This is a genomic window from Pseudomonas sp. GL_103, from assembly GCF_057835175.1.
Genome location: NZ_CM174420.1, coordinates 1,730,723 through 1,756,666, shown reverse-complemented (window position 1 = coordinate 1,756,666; position 25,944 = coordinate 1,730,723). Strand labels below are relative to the sequence as shown.

At 61.1% G+C, this 25,944-nt stretch carries 27 protein-coding genes; 13 read left to right on the top strand and 14 right to left on the bottom strand.

The features are described 5' to 3' along the window. Positions 1 to 85: 85 nt before the first annotated feature. On the top strand, positions 86 to 1,285 hold the full coding sequence (locus AC3IP0_RS07910; RefSeq protein WP_489327124.1) for an MFS transporter: 1,200 nt from the start codon (positions 86 to 88) through the stop codon (positions 1,283 to 1,285). Here the strand turns inward: AC3IP0_RS07910 and arfB are convergent. The 7 genes from arfB to AC3IP0_RS07875 form a co-directional block, all read right to left on the bottom strand. After that, on the bottom strand, positions 1,282 to 1,695 hold the full coding sequence (gene arfB / locus AC3IP0_RS07905) for an alternative ribosome rescue aminoacyl-tRNA hydrolase ArfB (protein ID WP_057715927.1): 414 nt from the start codon (positions 1,693 to 1,695) through the stop codon (positions 1,282 to 1,284). The two genes, AC3IP0_RS07910 and arfB, sit on opposite strands and share 4 nt — an antisense overlap. 216 nt (positions 1,696 to 1,911) lie before the next feature. Further along, the gene (locus AC3IP0_RS07900) at positions 1,912 to 3,333 is read right to left on the bottom strand and encodes an amino acid permease (RefSeq protein ID WP_489318834.1); all 1,422 of its coding nucleotides are present in this window, start codon (positions 3,331 to 3,333) and stop codon (positions 1,912 to 1,914) included. An 831-nt stretch (positions 3,334 to 4,164) separates the two neighbouring features. Continuing rightward, positions 4,165 to 5,385: a 23S rRNA pseudouridine(2605) synthase RluB gene (gene rluB, locus AC3IP0_RS07895; RefSeq protein WP_489318833.1), complete on the bottom strand. Its 1,221-nt coding sequence runs from the start codon at positions 5,383 to 5,385 to the stop codon at positions 4,165 to 4,167. Between the two features lie 295 nt (positions 5,386 to 5,680). Beyond that, positions 5,681 to 6,670: an SMC-Scp complex subunit ScpB gene (scpB, locus tag AC3IP0_RS07890; RefSeq protein WP_489327123.1), complete on the bottom strand. Its 990-nt coding sequence runs from the start codon at positions 6,668 to 6,670 to the stop codon at positions 5,681 to 5,683. Positions 6,671 to 6,681: 11 nt separating this feature from the next. Further along, positions 6,682 to 7,500, bottom strand: a complete 819-nt coding sequence (locus tag AC3IP0_RS07885; RefSeq protein ID WP_489327121.1) for a segregation and condensation protein A — start codon at positions 7,498 to 7,500, stop codon at positions 6,682 to 6,684. Then, on the bottom strand, positions 7,501 to 8,130 hold the full coding sequence (locus AC3IP0_RS07880) for an L-threonylcarbamoyladenylate synthase (protein WP_032829738.1): 630 nt from the start codon (positions 8,128 to 8,130) through the stop codon (positions 7,501 to 7,503). 13 nt (positions 8,131 to 8,143) lie between these two features. After that, complete coding sequence (locus AC3IP0_RS07875) at positions 8,144 to 9,007, bottom strand: PHP domain-containing protein (RefSeq protein WP_008051175.1); 864 nt, start codon at positions 9,005 to 9,007, stop codon at positions 8,144 to 8,146. An 87-nt stretch (positions 9,008 to 9,094) separates the two neighbouring features. Here AC3IP0_RS07875 and AC3IP0_RS07870 point away from each other — a divergent pair, with 87 nt between their 5' ends. The 6 genes from AC3IP0_RS07870 (at position 9,095) to AC3IP0_RS07845 (ending at position 13,438) form a co-directional block, all read left to right on the top strand. Beyond that, positions 9,095 to 9,691, top strand: coding sequence for a septation protein A (locus AC3IP0_RS07870; protein WP_489327119.1), 597 nt, complete (start codon positions 9,095 to 9,097; stop codon positions 9,689 to 9,691). Between the two features lies 1 nt (position 9,692). Continuing rightward, positions 9,693 to 9,992: a YciI family protein gene (locus tag AC3IP0_RS07865; RefSeq protein WP_057715934.1), complete on the top strand. Its 300-nt coding sequence runs from the start codon at positions 9,693 to 9,695 to the stop codon at positions 9,990 to 9,992. A 122-nt stretch (positions 9,993 to 10,114) separates the two neighbouring features. Further along, positions 10,115 to 10,528, top strand: a complete 414-nt coding sequence (locus AC3IP0_RS07860; protein WP_489327117.1) for an SH3 domain-containing protein — start codon at positions 10,115 to 10,117, stop codon at positions 10,526 to 10,528. Between the two features lie 7 nt (positions 10,529 to 10,535). Further along, positions 10,536 to 11,213 carry a response regulator transcription factor gene (locus AC3IP0_RS07855; RefSeq protein WP_160388210.1) on the top strand — a complete coding sequence of 226 codons (678 nt, stop codon included), beginning with the start codon at positions 10,536 to 10,538 and terminating at the stop codon, positions 11,211 to 11,213. Between the two features lie 255 nt (positions 11,214 to 11,468). Then, the gene (locus AC3IP0_RS07850) at positions 11,469 to 11,918 is read left to right on the top strand and encodes a Spy/CpxP family protein refolding chaperone (RefSeq protein ID WP_458370839.1); all 450 of its coding nucleotides are present in this window, start codon (positions 11,469 to 11,471) and stop codon (positions 11,916 to 11,918) included. A 176-nt stretch (positions 11,919 to 12,094) separates the two neighbouring features. Beyond that, positions 12,095 to 13,438 carry a sensor histidine kinase gene (locus AC3IP0_RS07845; protein WP_489327114.1) on the top strand — a complete coding sequence of 448 codons (1,344 nt, stop codon included), beginning with the start codon at positions 12,095 to 12,097 and terminating at the stop codon, positions 13,436 to 13,438. A gap of 113 nt (positions 13,439 to 13,551) precedes the next feature. Here AC3IP0_RS07845 and AC3IP0_RS07840 read toward each other — a convergent pair whose 3' ends face one another. Beyond that, the gene (locus AC3IP0_RS07840) at positions 13,552 to 14,118 is read right to left on the bottom strand and encodes an NAD(P)H nitroreductase (protein WP_489327113.1); all 567 of its coding nucleotides are present in this window, start codon (positions 14,116 to 14,118) and stop codon (positions 13,552 to 13,554) included. Positions 14,119 to 14,239: 121 nt separating this feature from the next. Between AC3IP0_RS07840 and AC3IP0_RS07835 the strand changes: the two genes are divergently transcribed. After that, complete coding sequence (locus AC3IP0_RS07835; RefSeq protein WP_489318824.1) at positions 14,240 to 15,694, top strand: TrkH family potassium uptake protein; 1,455 nt, start codon at positions 14,240 to 14,242, stop codon at positions 15,692 to 15,694. On the opposite strand, the gene AC3IP0_RS07830 is transcribed toward AC3IP0_RS07835, so the two are convergent. Further along, entirely contained in the window at positions 15,651 to 16,712 is a 1,062-nt protein-coding gene (locus AC3IP0_RS07830; RefSeq protein WP_489318823.1) for an AraC family transcriptional regulator, read from the bottom strand. The two genes, AC3IP0_RS07835 and AC3IP0_RS07830, sit on opposite strands and share 44 nt — an antisense overlap. A 159-nt stretch (positions 16,713 to 16,871) precedes the next feature. Here AC3IP0_RS07830 and AC3IP0_RS07825 point away from each other — a divergent pair, with 159 nt between their 5' ends. After that, positions 16,872 to 17,183 carry an Mpo1-like protein gene (locus AC3IP0_RS07825; protein ID WP_489327112.1) on the top strand — a complete coding sequence of 104 codons (312 nt, stop codon included), beginning with the start codon at positions 16,872 to 16,874 and terminating at the stop codon, positions 17,181 to 17,183. 27 nt (positions 17,184 to 17,210) lie between these two features. Further along, positions 17,211 to 17,801 (top strand): HD domain-containing protein, encoded by a 591-nt coding sequence (locus tag AC3IP0_RS07820; protein WP_489318821.1) that lies wholly within the window; start codon positions 17,211 to 17,213, stop codon positions 17,799 to 17,801. A gap of 133 nt (positions 17,802 to 17,934) precedes the next feature. On the opposite strand, the gene AC3IP0_RS07815 is transcribed toward AC3IP0_RS07820, so the two are convergent. Beyond that, positions 17,935 to 18,750 carry a UDP-2,3-diacylglucosamine diphosphatase gene (locus tag AC3IP0_RS07815; protein WP_085719080.1) on the bottom strand — a complete coding sequence of 272 codons (816 nt, stop codon included), beginning with the start codon at positions 18,748 to 18,750 and terminating at the stop codon, positions 17,935 to 17,937. Positions 18,751 to 18,884: 134 nt separating this feature from the next. Between AC3IP0_RS07815 and AC3IP0_RS07810 the strand changes: the two genes are divergently transcribed. After that, on the top strand, positions 18,885 to 19,643 hold the full coding sequence (locus tag AC3IP0_RS07810) for a helix-turn-helix transcriptional regulator (RefSeq protein WP_489327111.1): 759 nt from the start codon (positions 18,885 to 18,887) through the stop codon (positions 19,641 to 19,643). Between the two features lie 77 nt (positions 19,644 to 19,720). Further along, entirely contained in the window at positions 19,721 to 20,614 is an 894-nt protein-coding gene (locus AC3IP0_RS07805; protein WP_489318819.1) for a DMT family transporter, read from the top strand. Here the strand turns inward: AC3IP0_RS07805 and AC3IP0_RS07800 are convergent. The 4 genes from AC3IP0_RS07800 to recQ all read right to left on the bottom strand — a co-directional run bounded on the left by AC3IP0_RS07800 (position 20,608) and on the right by recQ (position 24,975). After that, positions 20,608 to 20,895: an Rdx family protein gene (locus AC3IP0_RS07800; protein WP_489318818.1), complete on the bottom strand. Its 288-nt coding sequence runs from the start codon at positions 20,893 to 20,895 to the stop codon at positions 20,608 to 20,610. The two genes, AC3IP0_RS07805 and AC3IP0_RS07800, sit on opposite strands and share 7 nt — an antisense overlap. Positions 20,896 to 20,928: 33 nt before the next feature. Then, positions 20,929 to 22,167 (bottom strand): type IV pilus assembly protein FimV, encoded by a 1,239-nt coding sequence (locus tag AC3IP0_RS07795; RefSeq protein ID WP_489327109.1) that lies wholly within the window; start codon positions 22,165 to 22,167, stop codon positions 20,929 to 20,931. A gap of 127 nt (positions 22,168 to 22,294) precedes the next feature. Next, the gene (locus AC3IP0_RS07790) at positions 22,295 to 22,729 is read right to left on the bottom strand and encodes a MarR family transcriptional regulator (protein WP_007984163.1); all 435 of its coding nucleotides are present in this window, start codon (positions 22,727 to 22,729) and stop codon (positions 22,295 to 22,297) included. 119 nt (positions 22,730 to 22,848) lie between these two features. Then, positions 22,849 to 24,975 carry a DNA helicase RecQ gene (gene recQ / locus AC3IP0_RS07785; protein WP_056721452.1) on the bottom strand — a complete coding sequence of 709 codons (2,127 nt, stop codon included), beginning with the start codon at positions 24,973 to 24,975 and terminating at the stop codon, positions 22,849 to 22,851. Positions 24,976 to 25,347: 372 nt separating this feature from the next. Here recQ and AC3IP0_RS07780 point away from each other — a divergent pair, with 372 nt between their 5' ends. Next, on the top strand, positions 25,348 to 25,935 hold the full coding sequence (locus AC3IP0_RS07780) for a UPF0149 family protein (RefSeq protein ID WP_007975277.1): 588 nt from the start codon (positions 25,348 to 25,350) through the stop codon (positions 25,933 to 25,935). Positions 25,936 to 25,944 lie beyond the last annotated feature (9 nt).

Genomic DNA, 25,944 nt, shown 5'->3' with positions numbered 1-25,944 from the left:
TAGTTTTACTTTTTCACAACCTGTGACTGTCCACACCGCTATCATAAGCAGCCTATCTATCCTGCTTTACCGTGGACCTTTACCCATGCCTGAAAACCAGCGCCCCCTGGCGGTCACGCTGCAAGTTGTCTCCATCGTCCTTTTCACCTTCATCGGCTACCTGAACATCGGCATCCCCCTGGCCGTATTGCCCGGTTACGTCCACAGCGACCTGGGCTTCGGCGCGGTGATCGCGGGCCTGGTGATCAGCGTGCAATACCTGGCCACCCTGCTCAGCCGCCCTTATGCCGGAAAGATCATCGACAACAAGGGCAGCAAACTGGCAGTGATGTATGGCCTGGCCGGTTGCGGCTTGAGCGGTGTGTTCATGCTGGTCTCGGCCTGGACCCAGAGCCTGCCGACCTTGAGCCTGATCAGCCTGTTGATCGGCCGCCTGGTGCTCGGCAGCGCCGAAAGCCTGGTGGGCTCGGGCTCGATTGGCTGGGGCATCGGCCGCGTCGGCGCGGCGAATACGGCCAAAGTCATCTCGTGGAACGGTATCGCCAGCTATGGCGCACTGGCTGTCGGCGCGCCCTTGGGTGTTTTACTCGTCCATCAACTGGGCTTGTGGAGCATGGGGGTGAGCATTGTTTTGCTGGCCGTGCTCGGCCTGCTGCTGGCCTGGCCGAAAACCGCCGCGCCGATCGTTGCCGGTGAGCGCCTGCCGTTCATGCATGTACTCGGGCGAGTCTTCCCCCACGGCTGCGGACTGGCCCTGGGCTCCATCGGTTTTGGCACCATCGCCACCTTCATCACCCTGTATTACGCCACGCAACACTGGGACAACGCGGTGCTGTGCCTGAGCCTGTTCGGCGCCAGCTTCATCGGCGCGCGCTTGCTGTTCGGCAACCTGATCAACCGCCTCGGCGGCTTTCGCGTGGCCATTGCCTGCCTGTCAGTGGAAACCCTGGGATTGCTGCTGCTGTGGCTGGCGCCGGATGCCCATTGGGCACTGGCGGGTGCGGCGCTGAGCGGATTCGGCTTCTCGCTGGTGTTTCCGGCACTGGGGGTTGAGGCAGTCAACCTGGTCCCGGCCTCAAGCCGTGGCGCAGCCGTCGGCGCCTATTCGCTGTTCATCGATTTGTCGCTGGGCATTACCGGACCATTGGCCGGTGCGATTGCGGCAGGATTTGGTTTTGCTTCGATTTTCCTGTTCGCTGCCCTTGCTGCGCTCAGCGGTTTGATGCTGAGCCTTTACCTGTACCGACAGGCGCCGAAGCAACGCGAAGCGCGGGACACTCCTTAGAAGTCGACCTTGCCGCGCCCGGCCTTGATGTTGCCGCGCTTGCTCTTGGACTCGAGGCGACGGGTCTTCGAGCCGAGGGTCGGCTTGGTCGGACGGCGCTTTTTCTCGACCTTGGTGGCACTGAGGATCAACTCGGTCAGCCGCAACAGCGCATCGGCGCGGTTCTGCTCCTGCGTCCGATACTGCTGGGCCTTGATGATCAACACACCGTCACTGGTGATGCGGCTGTCGCGCAGCGCCAGCAGCCGTTCCTTGTAGAACTCGGGCAAGGACGACGCAGGTATGTCGAAACGCAGGTGCACGGCACTGGAGACCTTGTTGACGTTCTGCCCACCCGCGCCCTGGGCGCGAATGGCCGTCAACTCGATCTCGGCATCCGGCAACTGCACGTTGTTGGAAATCACCAGCATGGAAAAGCGTCCGTATTCAGAACGTGCAGGATACCGCGAATGATGGACTGACTGCCGATCGAACCCTGTAGGAGCTGCCGAAGGCTGCGATCTTTTGATCTTGGCTTTGAAATGAAAAGTCAAAAGATCGCAGCCTTCGGCAGCTCCTACGTTGCGCATGACTCAGAAACAACAAACCCGGCACATGGCCGGGTTTGTTGTTTCTGCGCTCTGCGTTTACTTCGCCGCAGAGCCGGCAGCCTGCAGTGCATGTTGCGCACTGCGCTTGTTCTTGATGCCGTAGCAGACCCACATGAACACCAGCCACACCGGAATCGCATACACCGATGTCTGAATCCCCGGAATCAGCAGCATCACGCCAAGGACGAACACCACGAACGCCAGGCAGATGTAGTTGCCGTACGGGTACCACAGGGCCTTGAACAGCGGCGTCTGTTTGGTCTTGTTCATGTGCTGGCGGAACTTGAAGTGCGAGTAGCTGATCATCGCCCAGTTGATCACCAGGGTGGCCACCACCAGCGACATCAGCAGTTCCAGCGCGTTTTGCGGGATCAGGTAGTTCAGCAGTACCGCGATCAGAGTCACGGCGGCCGAGGCCAGGATCGAACGCACTGGCACGCCGCGCTTGTCGATCTTCGCCAGACCCTTCGGCGCATCGCCCTGCTCGGCCATGCCCAGCAGCATGCGGCTGTTGCAGTAGGTGCCGCTGTTGTACACCGACAGCGCCGCGGTCAGGACCACGAAGTTGAGGATGTGCGCGGCGGTGTTGCTGCCCAGCATCGAGAACACTTGCACGAACGGGCTGCCGCTATAGGAATCACCGGAGGCGTTCAGGGTGGTCAGCAAGCTGTCCCATGGCGTCAACGACAGCAGAATGACCAGGGCACCGATGTAGAAAATCAGGATCCGGTAGATCACCTGGTTGATGGCTTTCGGGATCACGGTTTTCGGCTTGTCGGCTTCGGCTGCGGTGAAACCGAGCATTTCCAGGCCACCGAAGGAAAACATGATGAAAGCCATGGCCATCACCAGACCGCTGACGCCGTTCGGGAAGAAGCCACCGTGGGACCACAGGTTGCTGACCGCCGCTTGCGGGCCGCCATTGCCGCTGACCAGCAGGTAGCTGCCCAGGGCAATCATGCCGACGATCGCCACGACCTTGATGATCGCAAACCAGAACTCGGCCTCGCCGAACACTTTGACGTTGGCCAGGTTGATCGCGTTGATCAGCACGAAGAAGGCAGCTGCGGAGACCCAGGTCGGGATGTCCGGCGCCCAGTAGTGGATGTATTTGCCGACCGCAGTCAACTCGGACATGCCCACCAGAATGTACAGAATCCAGCAGTTCCAGCCCGACAGGAAGCCGGCAAAGCCGCCCCAGTACTTGTGCGCGAAGTGGCTGAAGGAACCGGCCACCGGATCTTCGACGATCATTTCGCCCAGTTGGCGCATGATCATGAAGGCGATGAAGCCGCAGATGGCGTAGCCGAGGATCATCGACGGGCCGGCGGATTTCAGTACCCCGGCCGAGCCGAGGAACAAGCCGGTACCGATCGCGCCACCGAGGGCGATCAGTTGAATGTGGCGATTTTTCAGGCCGCGTTTCAGCTCGCCTGATTGCGGGTTTTGTCCACTCATGAAAAGGGTCTCACGCAAGGTTTGATGATGTTCAGTAGACGTTGCTGCTCAAGAAAGGCGTTAAGCGGCACCGATCAAACCCCAGCGCAGGCACCAGGAGTTCAGCGTAATTACAACGGTCATGCGTCACCTGTTTGTTTTTATCTGTGACGAAATCGAACCCGACACGCTCGTGACGCGACGGAGTGAACAAGGCGGATAGCCTTGAGGTTTGCGCAGATGCGCAGGAGGTCACAGGTAAAACGCGGCGCATTGTACACCCGTAACCCCCTGCTGCCAGACCCGCTGGACAAGCGTGTCTATGGCCGGGATTGCCTGTGTCCGCCCCGAGAGGCTCGGGCGGCTGCAAAAAATGGGTCAGACCCTTGCGGATCATCGACGGGAAAGGCAGGAAAACCGCCCCTCGCAGAGAGATGGAGATGGAATACGGCGTTCATTGCGCCTCCTTTTTGTTATGCACCTGCACGACAGGCATGGCGCGCATAACACCCTGCATGGAGCGGTGAAACAAGCGGGCCAGCGGGCTGGAAGGAGGGAGGAAGGCGCTGATTCGTAAGCGTTTTCTTACGGCATCCAGGGAATGGCGATTCCACGGGGTTAATCGGTGGATTTCGTCAGGATTTCTTTACAGCGCGTAAATTCGGGTTTCCACACTGACGCCTTCGCGAGCAAGCCCGCTCCCACAATGGATCGCATTTCGACCAAACAACTCCGTCCCCTGTGGGAGCGGGCTTGCCCGCGAAGGCGGCCTCGAAAACAACACAGAATTAAAGCCAGTCCAAAAAAAACGCCAACCCGAAGGTTGGCGTTTTTTATGAAGCGCTCTGCCGATTACTCCGGCTTACGACGACCAAAGCCCGGACGCTGGCCGGAACCGGCCGGTGCGCCGCGGCGCTTGCCCGATGGCGCATCACCGTCGACCAGTTTGATCCCCGGACGCTTCGGCGCTGGCTTGGCCGGGCGCTTGGTGTCGGCCGGGCGATCGGCTACTGGCGTACCACGACCTTCGCCACGCTCGGTACGGCCATTGGCCGGACGTGGCGTGCGCGGACCGCGTTCGCCGTCCTGACGGGCAACTGGCTTGCGCCCTGGACGCTCGCCTTCGATCTGCGGCTCGCGGCTGGCACGAGGTGCGGCAGGTGCGGCGGCTGCGCCAGTGGCCGGACGCAGGGTACGCACGCGCTCGGTCTTGGCCATCGGACGCGACGACTTGCGCTGCATCCGGTCAAGCTTGTCTTTGCTCTTGGCGTTCATCTGCGGCATCGCGACCGGCGTCAGGCCGACCTCGGCACTCAGGATGTCGACTTCGTACTGGCTCATTTCGCGCCAGCGGCCCATCGGCAGGTCGGAGTTGAGGAACACCGGGCCGAAACGCACGCGCTTCAGACGGCTGACCACCAGGCCCTGGGATTCCCACAAGCGACGAACTTCGCGGTTACGACCTTCCATCACCACGCAGTGGTACCAGTGGTTGAAACCTTCACCGCCTGGTGCCTGCTTGATGTCGGTGAACTTGGCCGGGCCATCTTCAAGGACAACGCCAGCCTTCAGACGCTCGATCATCTCGTCATCGACTTCGCCACGCACACGTACCGCGTATTCACGGTCCATTTCGTAGGAAGGGTGCATCAGGCGGTTGGCCAGCTCACCGTCGGTGGTGAACATCAGCAGACCGGTGGTGTTGATGTCCAGGCGACCGATGTTGATCCAGCGACCCTCTTTAGGGCGCGGCATCTTGTCGAACACGGTCGGACGGCCTTCCGGGTCGACACGGGTGCAGATCTCGCCGTCGGGCTTGTTGTACATGATCACGCGGCGCACCGACTCGGCGGCCTCTTCGCGCTTGATCACCTTGCCATCGATGGTGATGGCGTCGTGCATGTCGACGCGCTGGCCAAGGGTGGCGTCTTTGCCGTTGACCTTGATGCGGCCGTGGCTGATCCAGGCTTCCACGTCACGGCGCGAGCCGACGCCGATACGGGCGAGGACTTTCTGCAGTTTTTCGCCTGCTGGGCCGATTGGCTGGTCGTCTTGCTGGTCTTTGATACTCATCTGGGCACCTCCCGGTGTGGTCTGAAAACTGGGTACTTGGGCGAAGGGATCGCCGAAGGGTCGCGAATCATACGCGCATGAGGGCGTTTGCGCATCAGAGACTAGCTGATCAAGGCAGGGTTATTTGTTTTTCCGCTGGCCGGTGGCTCGCAGCTTTGCAGTGAACACAATTCCCCTGTGGGAGCGGGCTTGCTCGCGAATGCGTCAGGTCAGCCAACAAAGATGTCGCCTGACACGCCCTCTTCGCGAGCAAGCCCGCTCCCACAATGGATCTCCACAGTTCTCAAGAATCGTATCAATCTTCGAACTCGCGGCGTTCTGCTTCGATGGCTTCGGCCAGGGCCTGGGCTTCGGCTTCTTCGTCCGAAAGCTCCGGCTCGGGTTTCGGCTGTTCGAGAGCGGCAACGGCGGCCAAGAGTTTTTCCCGGGCTTCGGCAACGCCGAGGATGTCGTCGTCCTGCTCCGGTTCAATGTCCGGTTCAGGCTCGCCTTCCGGTTCAGGCTCGGGCTGTACCGCTTCGACTTCTGGTTCGCTAACAGACTGTTCCGGATCGAACTCAGGTGCCGCACCATCACGCAGCAAATCGTCGAAGTCGGTCTTGATCCCCTCCTCCATGCTGTCCAGTTCCAGCAACAGCGTGTGGAAACTGGTCTCTTCCTTGGGCTCTTCCGGCTCGGCGCTGGCATCGGCCAACTCTTGCAACCCGGCGGGGACGGGGGCATCGTCGAAGTCGAGCACCGGATCCGGTTCCAGCTCGCGCAGTTCCGCCAGCGGCGGCAGGTCGTCGAGGTTCTTCAGGTTGAAGTGATCGAGGAACGCCTTGGTGGTAGCGAACATCGCCGGTTTGCCGGGCACGTCGCGGTAGCCGACGATGCGGATCCACTCGCGCTCCATCAAGGTCTTGACGATATTGCTGTTGACCGCCACGCCCCGCACGTCTTCGATTTCGCCGCGGGTGATCGGCTGGCGATAGGCAATCAGCGCCATGGTTTCCAGCATGGCCCGGGAGTAACGCTGTGGGCGCTCTTCCCACAGACGCCCGACCCACGGCGCAAACTTCTCGCGAATTTGCAGGCGATACCCCGAGGCCACTTCCTTGAGTTCAAACGCGCGGCCATCGCAGGACTTGGCGAGAATCGTCAGGGCCTTCTTGAAGACCGGCGGTTCCGGGCGCTCGCCTTCCTCGAAGAGTTCGAACAGGCTTTCCAAAGATTGCGGCTTTCCCGAGGCCAACAGAAAGGCTTCAAGCAAGGGTGCCAGATCACGGGGTTCAGTCAGGTTCATGTTTCGACTCGTTATTCGGCTCGGGCTCGCACGTGGATCGCGGCAAATGGCTCATTCTGCACCAGCTCGACCAGTGATTCCTTGACCAATTCAAGGATCGCCATAAAGGTCACCACCACCCCCAGACGCCCTTCTTCAGCGGTGAACAGCTCGACAAACGGCACGAAACCGCCGCCCTTGAGGCGCTCCAGCACATCGCTCATGCGTTCGCGGGTCGACAGCGCCTCGCGGCTGACCTGATGGCTTTCGAACATGTCGCCACGGCGCAACACCTCGGCCATGGACAACAGCAGCTCTGACAAGCGCACGTCCGGCAACAGCTTGCGCGCCCGAGCTTCTGGGGCGTCAAGCTTGGGCACCACCACATCACGGCCAACGCGACTCAGGCCATCGATGCCTTCGGCGGCAGCCTTGAAGCGTTCATATTCCTGCAAGCGGCGGATCAGTTCGGCGCGCGGGTCTTCCTCTTCGTTTTCGACGGTTTCGGCCCGTGGCAGCAGCATCCGCGACTTGATCTCGGCCAGCATCGCGGCCATCACCAGGTATTCGGCGGCCAGCTCCAGGCGCACAGACTGCATCAATTCGACGTAGCCCATGTACTGGCGAGTGATTTCCGCCACCGGGATGTCGAGGATGTTGATGTTCTGTTTGCGGATCAGGTACAGCAGCAAGTCGAGGGGCCCTTCGAACGCCTCGAGAAAGACTTCAAGGGCATCCGGCGGGATGTACAGGTCCAGCGGCATTTCCATGACCGCCTGGCCATAGACCATGGCGAAGGGCAGCTCCTGCTGGGCTCCGGCCTGACTGTCGACGGGTTCTACTGCGGACATCTAGGCCTCGACCATGAACGGCGCAGGGTCGCCGCAACCAACGCGAATGACTTCCGGCTCGCCGTCGGCGAGGCTGATCACGGTGGACGCCTTGATCCCGCCGAAACCGCCGTCGATGATCAGATCAACCTGGTGTTCGAGCAACTGGCGCATTTCGTGCGGGTCGCTCAACGGATCTTCATCGCCAGGCATGATCAGGGTCACGCTCATCAAGGGTTCGCCCAGTTCAGCCAGCAGCGCCAGGGCAATCGGGTGGCTCGGCACACGCAGGCCGATGGTGCGTTTCTTCGGGTGCAACAACAGCCGTGGCACTTCGCGGGTGGCGTTGAGAATGAAGGTATACGGTCCCGGCAGATGGGCCTTGAGGATACGGAACGTGCCGGTGTCGATCTTGGCGAACAGGCCCAGTTGCGACAGGTCGCTGCAGATCAGCGCGAAGTTGTGTTTTTCATCCAGCTGTCGCAGGCGCCGAACGCGCTCCACGGCCACCTTGTCACCGATCTGGCAACCTATGGCGTAGGAAGAGTCCGTGGGATAAATCACCACCCCGCCCTTGCGGATGATTTCGACTGCCTGTTTGATCAGGCGCGCTTGCGGGTTTTCCGGATGAATCTGGAAAAATTGACTCACATTCTCTACCTGTTCAGACGGCGGCAATAACTGGGTCATGTTTGAATCGACACCATAGCGGCGGCAGATCCTCCGGGAGTGGCCGGTATTCACCGATCTCCGACCAGCCTCCAGGGCCATGAAAATCACTGCCGGCGCTGACCAGCAGACCGAACTCGCGGGCCAGAATGGCCAGGCTGCCCACTTGCTCGGCAGGCTGGTAACCATTGACCACTTCGATGGCGTGGCCCCCCGCTTGAATATAGTCGGCAATCAGACGACGGCGCTTGCTTCGGGTGAATTCGTAGTGCCAAGGGTGTGCCAGGCTGACCCAGGCCTTGGCTGCGCGCAGGGTTTCGACGGTTTCTTCCAGGGTCGGCCAGTGTTGCTTGACGTCGCCCAGCTTGCCGGCGCCCAGCCATTTGCGAAACGCCTCGGCGCGATCCTTGACGAAACCTTCACGCACCATCCAGTCGGCGAAATGCGGGCGGGCCGGCGCGTTACCGCTGTCGCCCAGTTCCTGCTGGATCTCCCGGGCGCCCTCCAGCGCCCCGGGCATGCCTTTCAATGCCAGTTTGCGGCTGATTTCCTCGGAGCGTAGCCAGCGGCCATCATGCAATCTGGCGATGGCCTCGACCAACGGCGCGGCGTTCACGTCAAAACCGTAGCCCAGGACATGAATGGTCGCGCCGCCCCAGGTGCAGGACAATTCGACGCCATTGACCAGTTGCATCCCCAGCGCGGTAGCCGCGTGCCGGGCCTCGTCGAGGCCCTCGAGGGTGTCGTGATCGGTCAAGGCCAAGACTCGCACGCCTTTCTCGAACGCCCGCGCCACCAGAACCGCAGGCGCCAGGGCGCCATCGGAGGCCGTGCTATGGCAGTGCAAATCAACATTCACAGGGCTTTGTAACCTCAAATCAGCTGGCGCTATCGCGCGCCCATATGTTTGTTATTATGCCGCCACATCCTGCTTCTGGCTGCCACTGTGAAACAATTCATCGATTTCATCCCGCTCCTGCTGTTTTTCATCGTCTTCAAAATCGACCCACGGGTCGTCGACATCGCCGGTCATGAGGTCACTGTAGGCGGTATCTACAGCGCCACCGCGATGCTGATCGTCAGTTCCCTGGCGGTCTACGGCACACTGTTCATCAAGCAGCGCAAGCTGGAGAAGAGCCAGTGGCTGACCCTGATCGCCTGCCTGGTCTTCGGCAGCCTGACCCTGGCGTTCCACAGCGAGACGTTCCTGAAGTGGAAAGCCCCGGTGGTCAACTGGCTGTTTGCCCTGGCATTCATCGGCAGCCACTTCGTCGGTGACAGCCTGCTGATCAAACGCATCATGGGCCACGCGCTGACCCTGCCGGAGCCGGTCTGGACGCGCCTGAACATCGCCTGGGTCGCCTTCTTCCTGTTTTGCGGTGCCGCCAACCTGTTTGTCGCGTTCACCTTCCAGAGCTACTGGGTCGACTTCAAGGTCTTCGGCAGCCTGGGCATGACCTTGCTGTTCCTGGTCGGCCAGGGCATCTACCTGTCCCGCCATCTGCACGACGCCGATACCACATCGCCTAAAACCGAGGACTGACATGCTTTACGCAATCATTGCCACAGACGTCGCCAACTCCCTGGAAGCCCGCCTGGCCGCACGGCCTGCACACCTCGAGCGCCTGCAAGTGCTCAAGGGCGAAGGTCGCATCGTATTGGCCGGCCCACACCCGGCGATCGACAGCAATGATCCGGGCGCGGCGGGTTTCACCGGCAGCCTGATCGTCGCCGAATTCGATTCCCTGAGCGCCGCCCAGGCCTGGGCCGACGCCGATCCGTACATCGCCGCAGGCGTCTACGCCAACGTTCTGGTCAAGCCGTTCAAGCAAGTCCTTCCGTAACTTTCTTCTTTCAACTGACCCAAGCGGTGAACCATATCGGTTCATCGCGTTCTCAATCGCTCATTATTCTCGTTTGCCGGCCGACAACTTTCCCAATACTCGTATTGGAACCAGGAGTCGCCATGCGCAAGGGTCCGTTGTGCCTGATGTTGGTCACGTTGTCGATCGTGGCGCCCGCCCACGGTGAGGAAAGTGTCGAGAGCGGTAATTCGACGCCGCTTTCCTTGAGCGCCGGCAGCCAGATCACCGAATTGCAGCAACGCTTGAAAGAAAGCGAACGGCAACGGGAAGATCTGAACAAACAATTGCAAACTGCCGATAGCGAACGCGAAAGCCCGCTGCTGGCCCGGTTGCGCCAGGAGAACCAGCGTTTGAAGCTGCAACTCAAGGAAGCCCAGGCCAGCAGTCCGCTGCCGCGCCTGCTGACCGACCAGCAACAATGGTTCGTCATTGGCGCCGGGGTAGCGCTATTGGCTCTGCTCTGCGGTATCTTCGCCAGTGGAGCAAGTCGAAAACGTCGACAATGGCTAAATTGAGTGAGTCATGAGCGAGCTGTTACTTATTGATGATGATCAGGAGCTGTGTGAGCTCCTGAGCAGTTGGCTGAGCCAGGAAGGGTTTCAGGTACGTGCCTGTCACGACGGCCAGAGCGCACGCCGCGCGCTGGCCGAAACCGCCCCGGCGGCCGTGGTGCTGGATGTGATGCTGCCCGACGGTAGCGGCCTGGAACTGCTCAAGCAGTTGCGCAACGATCACCCGGATTTGCCGGTGCTGATGCTCTCGGCCCGGGGCGAGCCCCTGGACCGTATCCTCGGCCTGGAACTTGGCGCCGACGATTACCTGGCCAAGCCCTGCGACCCACGGGAACTGACCGCCCGCCTGCGCGCAGTCCTGCGTCGTAGCCACCCGGCGGCGGTGTCCAGCCAGATGGAACTGGGCGACCTGTGTTTCAGTCCGGTGCGCGGCGTGGTCAGCATCGACGAACAGGAATTCACCCTCACTGTCTCCGAAAGCCGCCTGCTGGAAGCCTTGCTCAAGCAACCCGGCGAGCCCCTGGACAAACAGGAACTGGCGCAGATCGCCCTCGGCCGCAAGCTGACCCTGTACGACCGCAGCCTGGACATGCACGTCAGCAACCTGCGAAAGAAGATCGGCCCACACCCCGATGGTCGACCGCGCATCGTCGCCCTGCGTAGTCGCGGTTACTACTACAGCCTCTGAATCCAAGCACGATCTGCAATCCCCCCTGTAGGAGCTGCCGCAGGCTGCGATCTTTTGATCTTTAGCGTCATCACTCACGCCGAAAATCAAAAGATCGCAGCCTGCGGCAGCTCCTACAGGGGAATCGGAAGTTTTGTCAGGTCAGCCGAAAATCATGTTTACCAAAGCTTTACCCTCCGCTGACCGCCGCTGACCTTGATCTGCGTAATCTGTACTCATCCGGAACGTACCGGGAACGAGACAAGGAGATACACCATGCGCAAGACTCTTATCGCTCTGATGTTCGCTGCTGCCCTGCCGACCGTAGCCATGGCCATGCCTGAAGGCGCAGGCCCCATGGATGGGTCGATGGACGGTTCGCGCCACGGCGGTCAGATGCACGGCATGCACGGCAAAGGCCCTTACAGTGAACTGGACCTGAGCCGCGAACAGCGCGAGCAGATCCGCAAGATCATGGGCGAGCAGATGCACGAGCGTAAGCAACTGGTCGACAAGTACCTGGAGAAGCTCTCGCCAGCCGACCAGAAAGCCATGAAGGACGAGATGGCCGCCAACCACAAGAAGGCTGAAGCGGACGTGCGCGCCTTGCTGAAACCGGATCAACAGAAGAAATTCGACGAGATCCAGAAAAAACAGGCTGAACGCCGCGCCGAGTGGACCGAGTTCAAGGCCTGGAAAGCGCAACAACCGCAAAAGGCGCAATAATGCGCTAACCCCGGACCCAGCGGCCAAGCACCGTTGGGTCTGACACCACGCAACTTAAATGTGGGAGCGGGCTTGCTCGCGAAGGCGGAGTATCAGTCACCATATTCTTGGCTGACAAATCGCTTTCGCGAGCAAGCCCGCTCCCACATGGATTGACGTTTGTTTGAGGATTTTCCGTGCGTTCATTGTTCTGGCGTATCCTGGCCAGCTTCTGGCTGGCCATCACTTTGGTTGCAGGGCTTTCCATCCTGCTCGGGCACATGCTCAACCAGGACGCCTGGATTCTCAGCCGCCACCCGGGCCTCAACACGCTGGCCGAAGAGTGGACGCAAACCTACGAAAGCCAGGGCGAAGACGCCGCCCAGGACATTCTCCAGCAACGCAAACGCCAGTATCACATCGACGTTCAGGTGCTAAACGAAAGCGGCGATCCGGTGGTGCGCGGCACCTTCCCAAAACGTGCGGCGGCCTTTGAGGCGCGACAGAACAATGAGGACCGGCGTCTGCCGTGGCGGCGTCTGACCGATGAGTTCACCAGCAAAAAAACCGGTGACACCTTTCTGTTCATCTACCGCATTCCGCACCCGGAACTGGACGCCTGGCACCGCGAGAGCCTGCTCTGGCCGCTGAGTGCGCTGGGAATCGCCCTGGTGGTGCTGACCCTGTTCAGCCTGCTGGTGACCTTTTCCATCACTCGCCCGCTCAGCCGTCTGCGCGGAGCGGTGCATGACCTGGGACAAACCACCTATCAACAGAACAGCCTGGTCAAGCTGGCCAACCGTCGCGACGAATTCGGGGTACTGGCCAACGATTTCAACCGCATGGGCGCCCGCCTGCAAAGCCTGATTGGCAGTCAACGGCAACTGCTGCGCGATGTGTCCCACGAACTGCGCTCGCCCCTCGCCCGCCTGCGTATCGCGCTGGCACTGGCCGAACGGGCCACCCCGCAGGAACGGGAACAGCTGTGGCCGCGCCTGACCCGCGAGTGCGACCGACTGGAAGCGCTGATCAGCGAAATCCTGGTATTGGCGCGGGTCGACTCCGATAACGCCAGTGCGGAAGAGGTGGACCTGAACGCCTTGCTCAATACCCTGCAAAAGGATGCGCAACTAGGCTCGCCCGAGCAGCTCGTCCACCTCGAAGCCGAATCGCAACTGAATCTGAAGGGATGGCCGACCATGATCGAACGGGCCGTGGACAACCTGCTGCGCAATGCCCAGCGCTTCAATCCGGTGGGTGGCCTGCCGATCGAAATGCAGGCGCTGCGTCAGGGGGAGCGGATCGTCGTGACCGTGCGCGATCACGGACCGGGGGTCAGTGCCGAATATTTGAGCCAGCTCGGTGAGCCGTTCTATCGGGCCCCGGGGCAGACCGCGGCCGGACACGGCCTGGGCCTGGCCATCGCCCGGCGCGCGGCGGAGCGACATGGCGGCAGCCTGGTGCTGGCCAATCACCCGGAAGGCGGGTTCATTGCCAGCCTGGAATTGCCGTTGGTGCCGGGGGCTGTCGTACAACCTTAAGAGTAGTGATGATGTAAAAAGATCGCAGCCTCGTTGCACTCGACAGCTCCTACAGGTGTACGCATAACCCTGTAGGAGCTGTCGAGTGCAACGAGGCTGCGATCTGTTGATCTTCAGGCTTTGCCAGGCCAGGCGCTGACGAATTCGGCCAGGTCGACTTTCTCGGCCACTCGCGGGTCTTTCTGCGGCGTGCCCAGATACAGGAAAGCAATCACCTCTTCCCCCTCCGCCAAACCCAACCCCTTGGCCACATGGGCCGAGTAAGCCAGGTCACCGGTACGCCACACCGCGCCAATGCCCTGCGCATAGGCCGCGAGCAAAATCCCGTGGGCCGCACAGCCTGCCGCCAGCAACTGCTCGGACTTCGGATACTTGACGTGATCCTGCACGCGAGCGATCACAACTACCACCAACGGTGCCCGCAGCGGACCATTGCGCGCCTTGTCGATGGCCGCTTCGCCGACTTCGCTGTCTTGCAGTTTCGCTGCTTCGGCCAGCAACTCGCCCATTTGCTCACGCGCCGTGCCTTCCACCGTCAGGAAACGCCAAGGCTGCAAGTGACCGTGATCCGGGGCGCGCATGGCGGCGCCAAACAGCACCTCGCGCTGCTCGGCAGTGGGTGCAGGGTCAATCAGTCGTGGAACGGAAACACGGTTGAGCAAAGCGTCGAGAGCCTGCATCGGCCACCTCCTGAAAAATTTGTGCGGCTATTCTAGCTGTAACTGTCGCAGCAGTGCCGGTTTACATGCCCTGCCCCGCAGGTAGAATGGCGCCCTTTCCACTATCAGCCGAGCGGACCTCATGGCGTTGCCGACCTTACGGATCATTGGTTTCATCATCGGCATCTTCCTGATCACGCTGGCGATCTCAATGGTCGTGCCCATGGCCACGCTGGTCATTTTCGACCGAACCAGCGATCTGCCGTCGTTCCTCTGGGCCAGCATGATCACCTTTGTCGCCGGTTTGGCGCTGGTCATTCCGGGGCGCCCCGAACACATTCACCTGCGCCCCCGGGACATGTACCTGCTGACCGTCAGCAGTTGGCTGGTGGTGTGCATCTTCGCCGCGCTGCCGTTCCTGCTGACCCAGCACATCAGCTACACCGATTCATTCTTCGAAAGCATGTCCGGCATCACCGCCACTGGCGCAACCGTACTCAGTGGCCTGGACACCATGTCCCCCGGCATCCTGATGTGGCGCTCCCTGCTGCACTGGCTTGGCGGCATCGGCTTCATCGGCATGGCGGTGGCGATCCTGCCGCTGTTGCGCATCGGTGGCATGCGGCTGTTCCAGACCGAATCGTCGGACCGCTCGGAAAAAGTCATGCCCCGCTCGCACATGGTGGCGCGCCTGATCGTGGCGGCCTACGTCGGCATCACCATTGTCGGCAGCCTGGCGTTCTGGTGGGCCGGGATGAGCCTGTTCGATGCCATCAACCATGCGATGTCGGCGATTTCCACCGGCGGCTTCTCCACCTCCGACCAGTCTTTGGCCAAGTGGCCGCAACCGGCGGTGCATTGGGTCGCGATCGTCATCATGATTCTCGGTGCCCTGCCGTTCACCCTGTATGTCGCCACGTTGCGTGGTAACCGTCGGGCGCTGATCAAGGATGAACAGGTTCAAGGCCTGCTCGGCATGCTGCTGGTGACCTGGCTGGTGCTCGGCACCTGGTATTGGTGGACTACCCAGCTGCATTGGCTGGAGGCGTTGCGGCATGTGGCGCTGAACGTAACGTCGGTGGTGACGACGACCGGTTTCGCGCTGGGGGACTACAGCCTCTGGGGCAATTTCTCGCTGATGCTGTTCTTCTATCTGGGGTTTATCGGCGGTTGCTCCGGCTCGACCGCGGGCGGGATCAAGATTTTCCGCTTCCAGGTGGCCTATATCCTGCTCAAGGCCAACCTTAACCAGCTGATTCACCCGCGCGCGGTGATCAAGCAGAAGTACAACGGTCACCGCCTCGACGAAGAAATCGTGCGTTCGATCCTGACCTTTTCGTTCTTCTTTGCAATCACTATCTGCGTGATTGCGCTGCTGCTGTCGCTGCTCGGCGTGGACTGGATGACCGCCCTCACCGGCGCAGCCAGTACCGTGTCCGGTGTCGGCCCGGGGCTCGGCGAAACCATCGGCCCGGCGGGGAACTTCGCCACCCTGCCGGATGCCGCCAAGTGGATTCTCTCGTTCGGCATGCTGCTGGGCCGGTTGGAGATCATTACGGTGTTTGTGCTTTGTATTCCGGCATTTTGGCGTCATTGACCGCTTCAGCCGATTGCATCAGCCGCATCCGGTACTCGCCGGGTGTGGCATCGAACCAGCGGCGGAAAGCACGGAAGAAGTTGCTCGGATCGGCAAACCCCAGCAGGTAGGCAATTTCCAGCAAGGTCATGGTCGGTTGCGCCAGGTACTGCTCGGCCAGTTCGCGCCGGGTATCGTCCAGCAGCGCCTGAAAACTCGTGCCCTCTTCTTGCAAGCGCCGCTGCAAGGTTCGCTGGGACAGATGCAGCGTCTGCGCCACGGTGTCGCGCTTGGGCTCGCCTTGGGGTAGCAGGCGACACAACACCTGCCGCGCCTTGTGGGTCACGCGGCTTTCGGAAAAGCGCGCCAGGTACTCGCCGGCAAATCGATCATGCAGCAGCGCCATGGCCTCGTTGGCCGTTGGCAGCGGCGCTTCCATATCGGCGCGTTCGAAAATCAGCGCATCGTAAGGCGCGTTGAACACCAGCGGTGCATGGAAGGCTTGTTTATAGGGTTCCAGGTTGGCCGGCTCGGCACCTTGCAGCAACACTTTGCGTGGTTGCAACGTACGCCCGGTCAACCAGCTGCATAGCGCCAAGGCACAGGCCAGTGAAGCTTCGGCGCTTTGCCGGGTCGGTGGCAGATGATCGCCATGGACCGTCAGAATCAGCCCGTAGCCTTCTTCCAGCAGCTGGAAACTCAGGTCGGCACTTTCGGCGATGATCCGCTGATAGCGCACCAGACGCTGAAAGCCTTCGGCCAGGGTCTGGCTGGACATCAAGGCGTAACCGGTCACATGAAACTGCGCCGGTCGCACCACCTTGCCCATGTTAAGGCCGATGGCCGGGTTGCCGGACAGCTCGACCGCGCGCTGCCACAGCCGTGTCATGGAATCTTGCGGGAAGCGTGCGTCCGGATCATCCAGTGCCGCGTAGTCGAGCCCCAGCTGCTTGAACAGAGCCCGGCAATCCAGGCCGTCCATCTCCAGCGCTTTGACAATCCCCATCGCCCAGCTTGCAGAAGTCGTTCGTTCGCTCATGGCGTTTTCTTACATGGTGGCCGCATGCTACGGCTATTGACCGAAGGATACTAAAGTGGCGCCTATTGTCAGTGGCTGATGCCATTGATCACTCTAGACTCAATTAAGCTACCCGCAGAACAACTTGCAGCAAGAACAATAACCACAGAGATCGCTGTCGTGGAAAACGTCAAACGATTCAACAGCTTCGCTGAGTTCTATCCTTACTACCTCAGTGAGCACAGCAACAGCACCTGCCGCCGTTTACACTTTATCGGCACGACCCTGGTTATCTTGATTCTGACGCTGTCCATTGGTCGCGGAGCCTGGATGCTGTTGTGGGCTCTGCCACTGGCAGGCTACAGCTTTGCCTGGGTCGGGCATTTCTTCTTCGAGAAGAACCGCCCGGCAACCTTCCAACACCCCGTCTATAGCCTGTTCGGCGATTTTGTCATGTACCGGGACATGGTCCTGGGGCGCGTACCGTTCTAGCTGACATCCGTCACAAGAGAGTTGCCCATGAATGCCAATGCTCGCTTCACCCACATGAAGGACGGCACACAGGAAGACTGGGCGATCATCGCCGCGGACTTCAGTGCCTACGCAAGACAATTGCCTGCACGGATTGTGGCGCACCTGAAGTTGCTGGAGGGTGATTTTGGCGGCTTCCCGGTGGATCGCCTGACCCACTCCCTGCAAACCGCCACCCGCGCCTGGCGCGATGGCCGCGACGAAGAGTACGTGGTCTGCGCCCTGCTCCACGATATCGGCGACACCCTGGGTTCCTACAACCACCCGGACATCGCTGCGGCGATCCTCAAGCCGTTCGTCAGCGCCGAGAACTTGTGGATGGTGGAAAAGCACGGGATTTTCCAGGGCTACTACTTCTTCCATCACCTGGGCATGGACCGGCATCTGCGTGAGCAATTCCAGGACCATCCGCAGTACCAGGCGACCGTCGAATTCTGCGCCAGATACGATGCTGCGGCGTTTGACCCGGCGTACGACACGCTGCCGTTGAGCTTTTTCGAGCCGATGATGGAGCGCCTGTTTGCGCACCCCAGGAATTCGATCTACAAGGCGGCGATGGAAGAACATTCGCCAGCCTGACAGATCCAGCGGGACCGCTTCGCGGGCAAGCCCGCTCCCACAGGTTTATCAGGCGGTCACAAACTTTGTGCTCACCTTCGCCCACTGTGGGAGCGGGCTTGCCCGCGAAGAGGCCAGCACAGACACCGAATGATCAGGCCAACTCTGCAACCCTCGCCGCCTTCAACTGCGCCTCACGCGCCTGGGCATCCGCCAGGCGATACAACTCGATCGAGCCATCCCAGTGCTCGATCAGCGCGGTGCACGATTCCACCCAGTCGCCGCAATTGAGGTAGTCCACCTCGCCGACCTTGCGAATCTCGGCATGGTGAATATGCCCGCACACCACGCCGTGCAGCTCGCGCTTGACGCATTCATGGGCGATGGCTTCTTCAAAGTCGCTGATGAAGCTGACCGCGGTTTTCACCTTGTGCTTGAGATAGGCCGACAGCGACCAGTAGCCGTAGCCATATCGCGCACGCCAATGATTGAGCCAGCGGTTGAGGGTCAGGGTGAATTCGTAGGCCGAGTCACCGAGAAACGCCAGCCAGCGATGGTAACGGGTGATCACATCGAACTGGTCGCCATGGATTACCAGCAGATGCCGGCCGTCGGCGGTGACGTGCACGGCTTCGTCGACCAACTGGATGTTGCCCAGGATCAGCTTCGAATAGCGGCGCAGGAATTCGTCGTGGTTGCCGGTGACGTAGATCACCTCGGTGCCGCGCTTGCTCATGGTCAACAAACGACGGATGACATTCGTGTGCGCTTGCGGCCAGTACATGCCGCCGCGCAGTTTCCAGCCGTCGATGATGTCGCCGACCAGGTAGATCTTGTCTGCGTGGTAGCTCTTGAGAAACTGCGACAGGTGTTCAGCCTGGCAATCCCGGGTGCCCAAATGCACGTCGGAAATCCATAAAGTCCGTACGCGTTGTTTACGGGTGGGTTTGGCGAGCTCGGCGCTGGTCATGGGCAACCCTCTGGCAAGTTTTGCCAAGTCTGCCCCGAGCCGGTTAATGGTCCATGACAGCGTCAAGTCAGTCCTGTGACAGCGCTTGTTGGCCCGCTCGGTGTAGACTGACGCCCTGAACCGGGAGACCTGCGATGAGACCGATCCTCACGCTTCGCCAATACAGCCACGACCTGATCGTCCACAGCCACGAACACGCGCAACTGGTGTTCGGGCTTTCGGGCGCCCTGGATTTCGAGGTCGACGGCCGTGGCAGCCAGGTGGTCCAGCAGAGTTTCGTGGTGGTGCCCTCCGGAGCGCACCACGCGTGTGGCAGCGCCAATGGCAGCCGCTGCCTGGTGCTGGATGTCCCCGGCGAGCAATGGGTCGCCCAGTCGTTGGGCGATCACGCCGAGTCCAGCCGACGCCTGCTCGACAACGCCGGGCGCCTGCCCCTGGACGCCGGGCAAAGCCAATTGGTCAGTTGGCTTGCGAGCAGTCCGGTCGATGATCCGCTGATCGCCCAACAAGGCGCTGTGCTGTTGCTGGCCAGTCTCAACAACGCCAGGCCCGAGGCCATCGGCGGTCGGCGCCTGCCCTATGCGGCGCTGAATGCACACATCGATCAGTACGCGGCGTACCCGCTGCAAGTGGCCGACCTGGCCCGGGTGGCCGGCCTTTCCAGTGCCCGTTTGCATGCACGTTTCGTGGCCGAAAGCGGGCAGACGCCGATGGACTACATTCGCAGTCGACGCCTGCACATCGCGGTGGGCTTGCTGCGCAACTCGGCGCTGCCCATCGGCGAGATTGCCAGCCGTGTCGGCTACAGCTCCCAGAGTGCCTTCGCGGCGGCGGTGCTGCGCGAGTTCGGGGCATCCCCCGGAAAACTGCGGCGCGAGGCTGGCGACAAATAACGCGAGTTTGCCGACAGACTTGATGGGCCATTACGCGCTTCAATGAGGCCTCTGTTCGTTTGTCGTTAAGGATTGCAATGACTCCCCGTACCGCCCTTGGCGCCTTGCATATCGGCGCATTGATGTTCGGCCTGACCGGCGTGTTCGGCAAACTGGCTGCCGCGTCCCCGGCGATCATCGTTTTCGGCCGTGCCGCCTTTGCCGTGCTCGCGCTGGCGTTCTTTGCACGGTTCGCCAGTCAGACTCGCTGGCAGAAACTCGAGGCCGTGGACTGGCGTCGGCTGTTGCTCAGCGGCTTGTTGCTGGCCGGTCACTGGGTGAGCTTCTTCATTGCGGTGAAAGTCGCAGGCGTGGCGATTGCTACGCTCGGCTTTGCCAGCTTCCCGGCCTTTACCGTGATCCTCGAAGGGCTGATCTTCCGCGAGCGCATTCGCGCCAATGAAATTGTGCTGGTACTGCTGGTGAGTGTCGGGCTGGTGCTGGTCACGCCTGATTTTGACCTGGCCAGCGGCGCCACCACCGGCCTGCTGTGGGCTGTGGGTTCCGGTTTGTTGTTCGCCCTGCTGTCACTGACCAACCGTGCCAGTTCCGGGCGGGTCCCGCCGGTCCAAGCGGCGCTGTGCCAGAACGTGGTGGTTGCCCTGTGCCTGCTGCCGGTGGCGGCGCCTCAATTGAGCGAAGTGCGCGCCATCGACTGGCTGTGGATCGGCCTGCTGGGTGTGTTCTGTACCGGTGTCGCCCACAGCCTGTTCGTCGCCAGCCTCGCGGTGATCAAGGCACGCACTGCCGCCGTAGTGTTCGCCCTGGAGCCGGTCTACGGCATCACCGTTGCCTGGCTGCTGTTCAACGAAAACCCGACCCTGCGCATGTTACTGGGGGGCGCGCTGATCATTGTGGCAATTGTTGTGTCCAGCCGGTTCTCAAGTGGCACAAGCAAGAAAGTCGTTGCAGCCGAGGCCACGTCTCACTGAGTGCGGTCGTTGTGCCCCAGGTCGCGGTCCGGGTCGATCCGGTCGCGGACCCGCTGCTTGAGCACTTTGGCCTCGGGGAAGCCACCGTCCGCCTTGCGCTCCCAGATCTGCACGGCGTCACAGTAGATATGAAAGACCCCGCCGGTGCCCGGCACCAGGGAGACTTTGCCCAGGTCATCACCAAAGGTGCTGAGCAGTTCCTGGGCCAGCCAGGCCGCACGCAACAGCCATTGGCATTGCGTGCAATAGGTGATGATGATTTCCGGTTTGCTGACGGTCATGATGGGACCTGACTCCAGAGATTGACGACGCCGCTATGATAGCCCGACCGGAGGCTGTCGAGACGGCGGAGCGAGTTGCGCCTCCAACTCGAACCCAGGCTCGATCATGGCCAGAGCAGCCGACTGCGGGTTCTCGCTTGGGCTGATCACGTCCCAACTCGACGCCATGGACAGCTCCTCCAGATTGAGCCGGTACTCATCGTCAGTGGCGGACTCACCGGATATCGCCAGACCCGGAACCTGCGCCACGGCAGCAGCGACCGGGATGGAATGACCGCTATTGACCCGCTCAAGCTCATCGTTGGCCGGCACCGCGACTGGTTGCCTGACGGTGGGCCACGTCACTGGCTCGGCATAAAGCTCCGCCAACGGTTCCGGCTGCGACGGCAGCGCCTCTGAAGCTGCGGCCTGATGCTGCTGGCGCTGGCGGCGAACAAACCAGCCCAGCGCCAGCAACGCTATCAGCGCCGACACACCGGCAATCGGCAGCCAGCCAATCCCGGGGTTTTCAGCAATGGCGGGGGCTGGCGCCACTGCTTCGGATGCAATGGGTTGCGCTTTGACCTTCTTGAGCTCCGTCAGTTGGGTTTGCAGTTCGGCCAACTGTTTTTTCTGGTCGGCGATCAGCTCATCCTGGTCTTGAAGCTTCGCGTTGAGCTCATCGACAGTGGTTTGCAACTCGTGGTTTTGCAGGGTGCTGGCGGCCAGTTGCTCGACAGCGGGATCAACCACGGCAACATCCGCTTCTGGCATCGTCCTGGACATGGGTGACGGCACCACGACCGGTTGAACACGGGGAAATGCGGACGCCGGGGAGCTGGAAACCGCTTCATCGGCGGCGGGAACAATACCTGGCGCACCCGGCGGATCGATCAGAACCGTGTACTCGCGCAGCAATCGCCCATTAGGCTGATTGAGCTGCAAGAGAAAATTCAGGAAGGGTTCACTGACCGGTTTGCCGGAGGTCACCTGGATCACGCTGCGATTACCGCGCAGCACCGGGGTGAACTTCAGGTCGTTGAGGAAAAATGCCCGGTCGACCCCGGCACGGCTGAACTCGTCCGCCGTTGCCAGGCTCACCGACAGCTGGTTTTCCTCCAGGCCGGCGGCATCCACCAGTGCGATATCGGCACGCAGCGGTTGATTCAGCGCCGAATGCAGGGTGATTTCACCCAGGCCCAACGCAGGCGCCCATGCCGAGTAAGTGACTGCGGCACCGGCCAGCAACCACTGAGACCCACCGCGTAAAACCAATCGCCAACATTTGAGCATGAGCATCCTTGAGATCTACAGAAACCATCCGCACGGGTTCGTACATCCGTTACGAACACGATATTGCCGAGTAGTTCTTATAGTCTGCCCAATGCGGTCTCTCAAAAGCCTGGCGTTCGGTTATGCCTCAAGACTTTTCAAGGTTGCCCAGGATGTGCCCGTGAACCCGCATGCACACCTTCAAATCCGCCTCATCGACGCCTTCGAACAGTTCATGACGCAGTTGCGTGGCAATGGTTTCAATTTGTTCGATCAGGGGACGCGCCGGGGCGCAGAGCACGATTTTCTTTGCCCGACGGTCTTCCAGTACTGCCTGGCGTTGCACCAGGCCCTGGCTTTCCAGGCTGTCGAGCAAACGGGCCAGGGTCGGGCCTTCGACGCCAACGCTTTGTGCCAGCTCACGCTGGGTTGGTGCTTCTTCGAAACGGGCCAGGTGCAGCAGCACCAGCCAGCGCGCCTGGGACAAGCCCATGCCCGCCAGTCGGCGGTCCAGTTCGGCACGCCAGCCACGGGACATCTGGGCCAATTGCATGCCAAAGCGGTGTTGATCGGTTAACGGCATAAAACACTCATGATTAGACTGAAATAAATAAAAACTAATTATTAGTCAGCTAAGCATGAGCCTCGATTTGAGGCAAGGCTTGATCTGTAGTGAATCGTTACATCAGCACTACAGATGTCTCAAATCTCGAACTCCGACTGCAAGGCAGCACGAACGCAGTACAACACCCCTTCCGGCACCCTGCCCGCGAACAACGCGGCAATCTCGGAAACCGGCGGCAACTCGCCTTCGCCGTCGAGGAAGGCATCCTGCACTTCGCCCATCAGGTCTTCAGGCAGATCCAGCGCCTGTTCCAACGACAACTGCTGCTTGCCAATCGCTTCGGCCAGCATGGTGTAGACGTTCTTTTCCGAGCACTGCAACTGACCGGCGATCTGCACCGGCGTCATCCCGGCCCGCGCCAATGTGATCAGTTCGTGACGTACGTCGGCCACCGGTTTCGGCGCCTCGACCTGGCCACCGAGCACTTCGAGGAAAGCCTCGCCGTAGCGCTCCAGCTTGCGCGCGCCGACACCGCTGACCGTGGCCATTTCCGCCAGCGAGGTCGGCTGGCTGCGCAGCATCTCCAGCAAGGTCGAATCGGGGAAGATGACGTACGGCGGCACACCATGTTCTTCGGCGAGCTTGCGACGCAGGGCGCGCAAAGCTTCCCATTGTTCGCGCTCCTCGCCACGGACCAGCTGGCTCGCCTGGCTCTTGCTGCTTTTCGCCACGGTTTGCGCCTTGAGGTCGCGGCGCAACTCCAGGGTCACTTCGCCCTTGAGCAGCGGCCGGCAACTGTCGCTCAGGCGCAAGCCGCCGTAGCCTTCGAGGTCGATGTCCGCCAGGCCACGGGCCACCAGTTGGCGGAACAACGAGCGCCATTCACCCTCCGCCATCGTCTTGCCAACACCATACACCGACAGGTGCTGATGGCCGAAGCTACGGACTTTTTCGTTGTCCTTGCCCAGCAACACATCCACCAGGTGCCCGACGCCATAGCGCTGACCGGTACGGTAGATCGCCGACAGCGCCTGACGCGCCGGCTCGGTGGCATCCCAGGTCTGCACGCCGTCGACGCAGTTGTCGCAATGACCGCAAGGCTCGGGCATGTCTTCGTCGAAGTAGGCCAGCAGCGTTTGCCGCCGGCAGCGGGTTTCTTCACAGAGCGAGAGCATGGCGTCGAGCTTGTGTTGCTCCAGGCGTTTGTGGCGCTCGTCGCCTTCGGAGTTCTGCAGCATCTGCTTGAGCATCACCACATCTTGCAGGCCGTAGGCCATCCAGGCATCCGCCGGCAGGCCGTCACGGCCGCCACGACCGGTTTCCTGGTAATAGGCCTCAAGGGATTTCGGCAAATCGAGATGCGCGACAAAACGCACGTTGGGCTTGTCGATGCCCATGCCGAACGCCACCGTCGCGACCATGATCAGGCCTTCCTCGTTGAGGAAGCGTTTCTGATGGTAGGCCCGCAGATCGTTGGGCAGGCCGGCGTGATACGGCAGCGCCGGGAAGCCTTGTTCGCTGAGGAACGCGGCGACTTCCTCGACTTTCTTGCGCGACAGGCAATACACGATGCCCGCATCGCTACGGCGCTCGGCGAGGAACGCCAGCAACTGCTTGCGCGGTTGTTCCTTGGGCACGATGCGATAAAAGATGTTCGGCCGGTCGAAGCTCGACAGGAAGCGCTCGGCGTCTTGCAGGTGCAAACGGGTGACGATTTCTTCCCGGGTGCGCTTGTCGGCCGTGGCAGTCAGGGCGATGCGCGGCACGTCGGGAAACATTTCCGCCAACTGGCCCAATTGCAGGTATTCCGGGCGGAAATCGTGGCCCCATTGCGATACGCAGTGTGCTTCGTCGATGGCGAACAGGGCGATGTCCAGCCCCTGCAGGAAGGACAGCATGCGCGGCTGGACCAGACGTTCCGGCGCCAGATAGAGCATTTTCACTTCACCGCGGCGGATGCGGACGGCGAGGTCGCGCTGTTGCTCGGCGCTGAGGGTGGAGTTCAATGCGGCGGCGGCCACGCCCAGTTCTTCGAGGGTGGCGACCTGATCGTCCATCAATGCGATCAGTGGCGAGACCACCACGGCCAGGCCTTCGCGCAACAGCGCCGGGACCTGGAAGCACAGGGACTTGCCGCCGCCGGTAGGCATCAGGACCAGGGCATCGCCGCCGCTGGCCACGCGCTCAATGATTGCACCCTGGCGGCCACGGAAACTGTCGTAGCCGAAGATGTCCTTGAGGACGCGTTGAGCCTGTTCGAGCATAGAAACTCCAAAAATCACCAAAACATCCCTGCAAGGCTGGTTCAGAACCCGCGACGCTGCACCGACAAATCGTAAGTGCGCATTGCATGACGCTTCACATTTCAGCCGTGACGCCAGCAGGGCATCACAAAACGCGCGAGTATACCCGAGCCCCGTCCGGCAAAGGGCACCGCTGATAAGACTCACACAATCGGACTGTGGGAGCGGGCTTGCTCGCGAAGAGGGAGTGTCAGTCGACATTAATGCAGCCTGGCACACCGCCTTCGCGAGCAAGCCCGCTCCCACAAAGGTGCAAATATGCCGTGCGGCTGGCCCAAGTGCTCAAGAAGGCCTAGAATTCCCGCATCGAACATTCCCCAAGGTAGTCCTTTAATGTCCTTCGCTGAGCAACTAACCCGCCTGCAAGTCTTCCTCGATGCTGATGAACTGCATGACGAGGCGCTGGACTACGTGGCCGCCCACGGCTACCTCACTGCGCTGTCGATCTGTTCGGAAGTGGTCCCGGACCGTGAATGGATCGATGCTCTCTTCGCCGAAGAACCGCACTACAGCGGCGAAGCCCAGCGCGAAGAGATCGAAGCCACGCTGATCGGCCTCAAGGCCCACATCGCCCGCCAACTGGCCTCCGACGAAGAGTTCGAGCTGCCGTGCGACCTCGACCTGGGCGACGACCCGGATGATTCCGAACTGCGCGGCTGGTGCATCGGCTTCATGGAGGGCGTGTTCCTGCGCGAAGAAGCCTGGTTCGAAACCGCCGAAGACGAAGTCAGCGAAATGCTGCTGCCGATCATGGTCGGTTCGGGTCTGTTCGACGAGCAACCGGAGTTCTCCGACATTGCCGCCGACGCCAACCTGATGGACGACATGATCGTACAGATCCCGGAAGCCCTGACCGCGCTGTACCTGCTGTGCAACGCGCCAGACGAAAAACCGGCGATTCTCAAGCCTCGCCACCACTAAGGTTCTGCC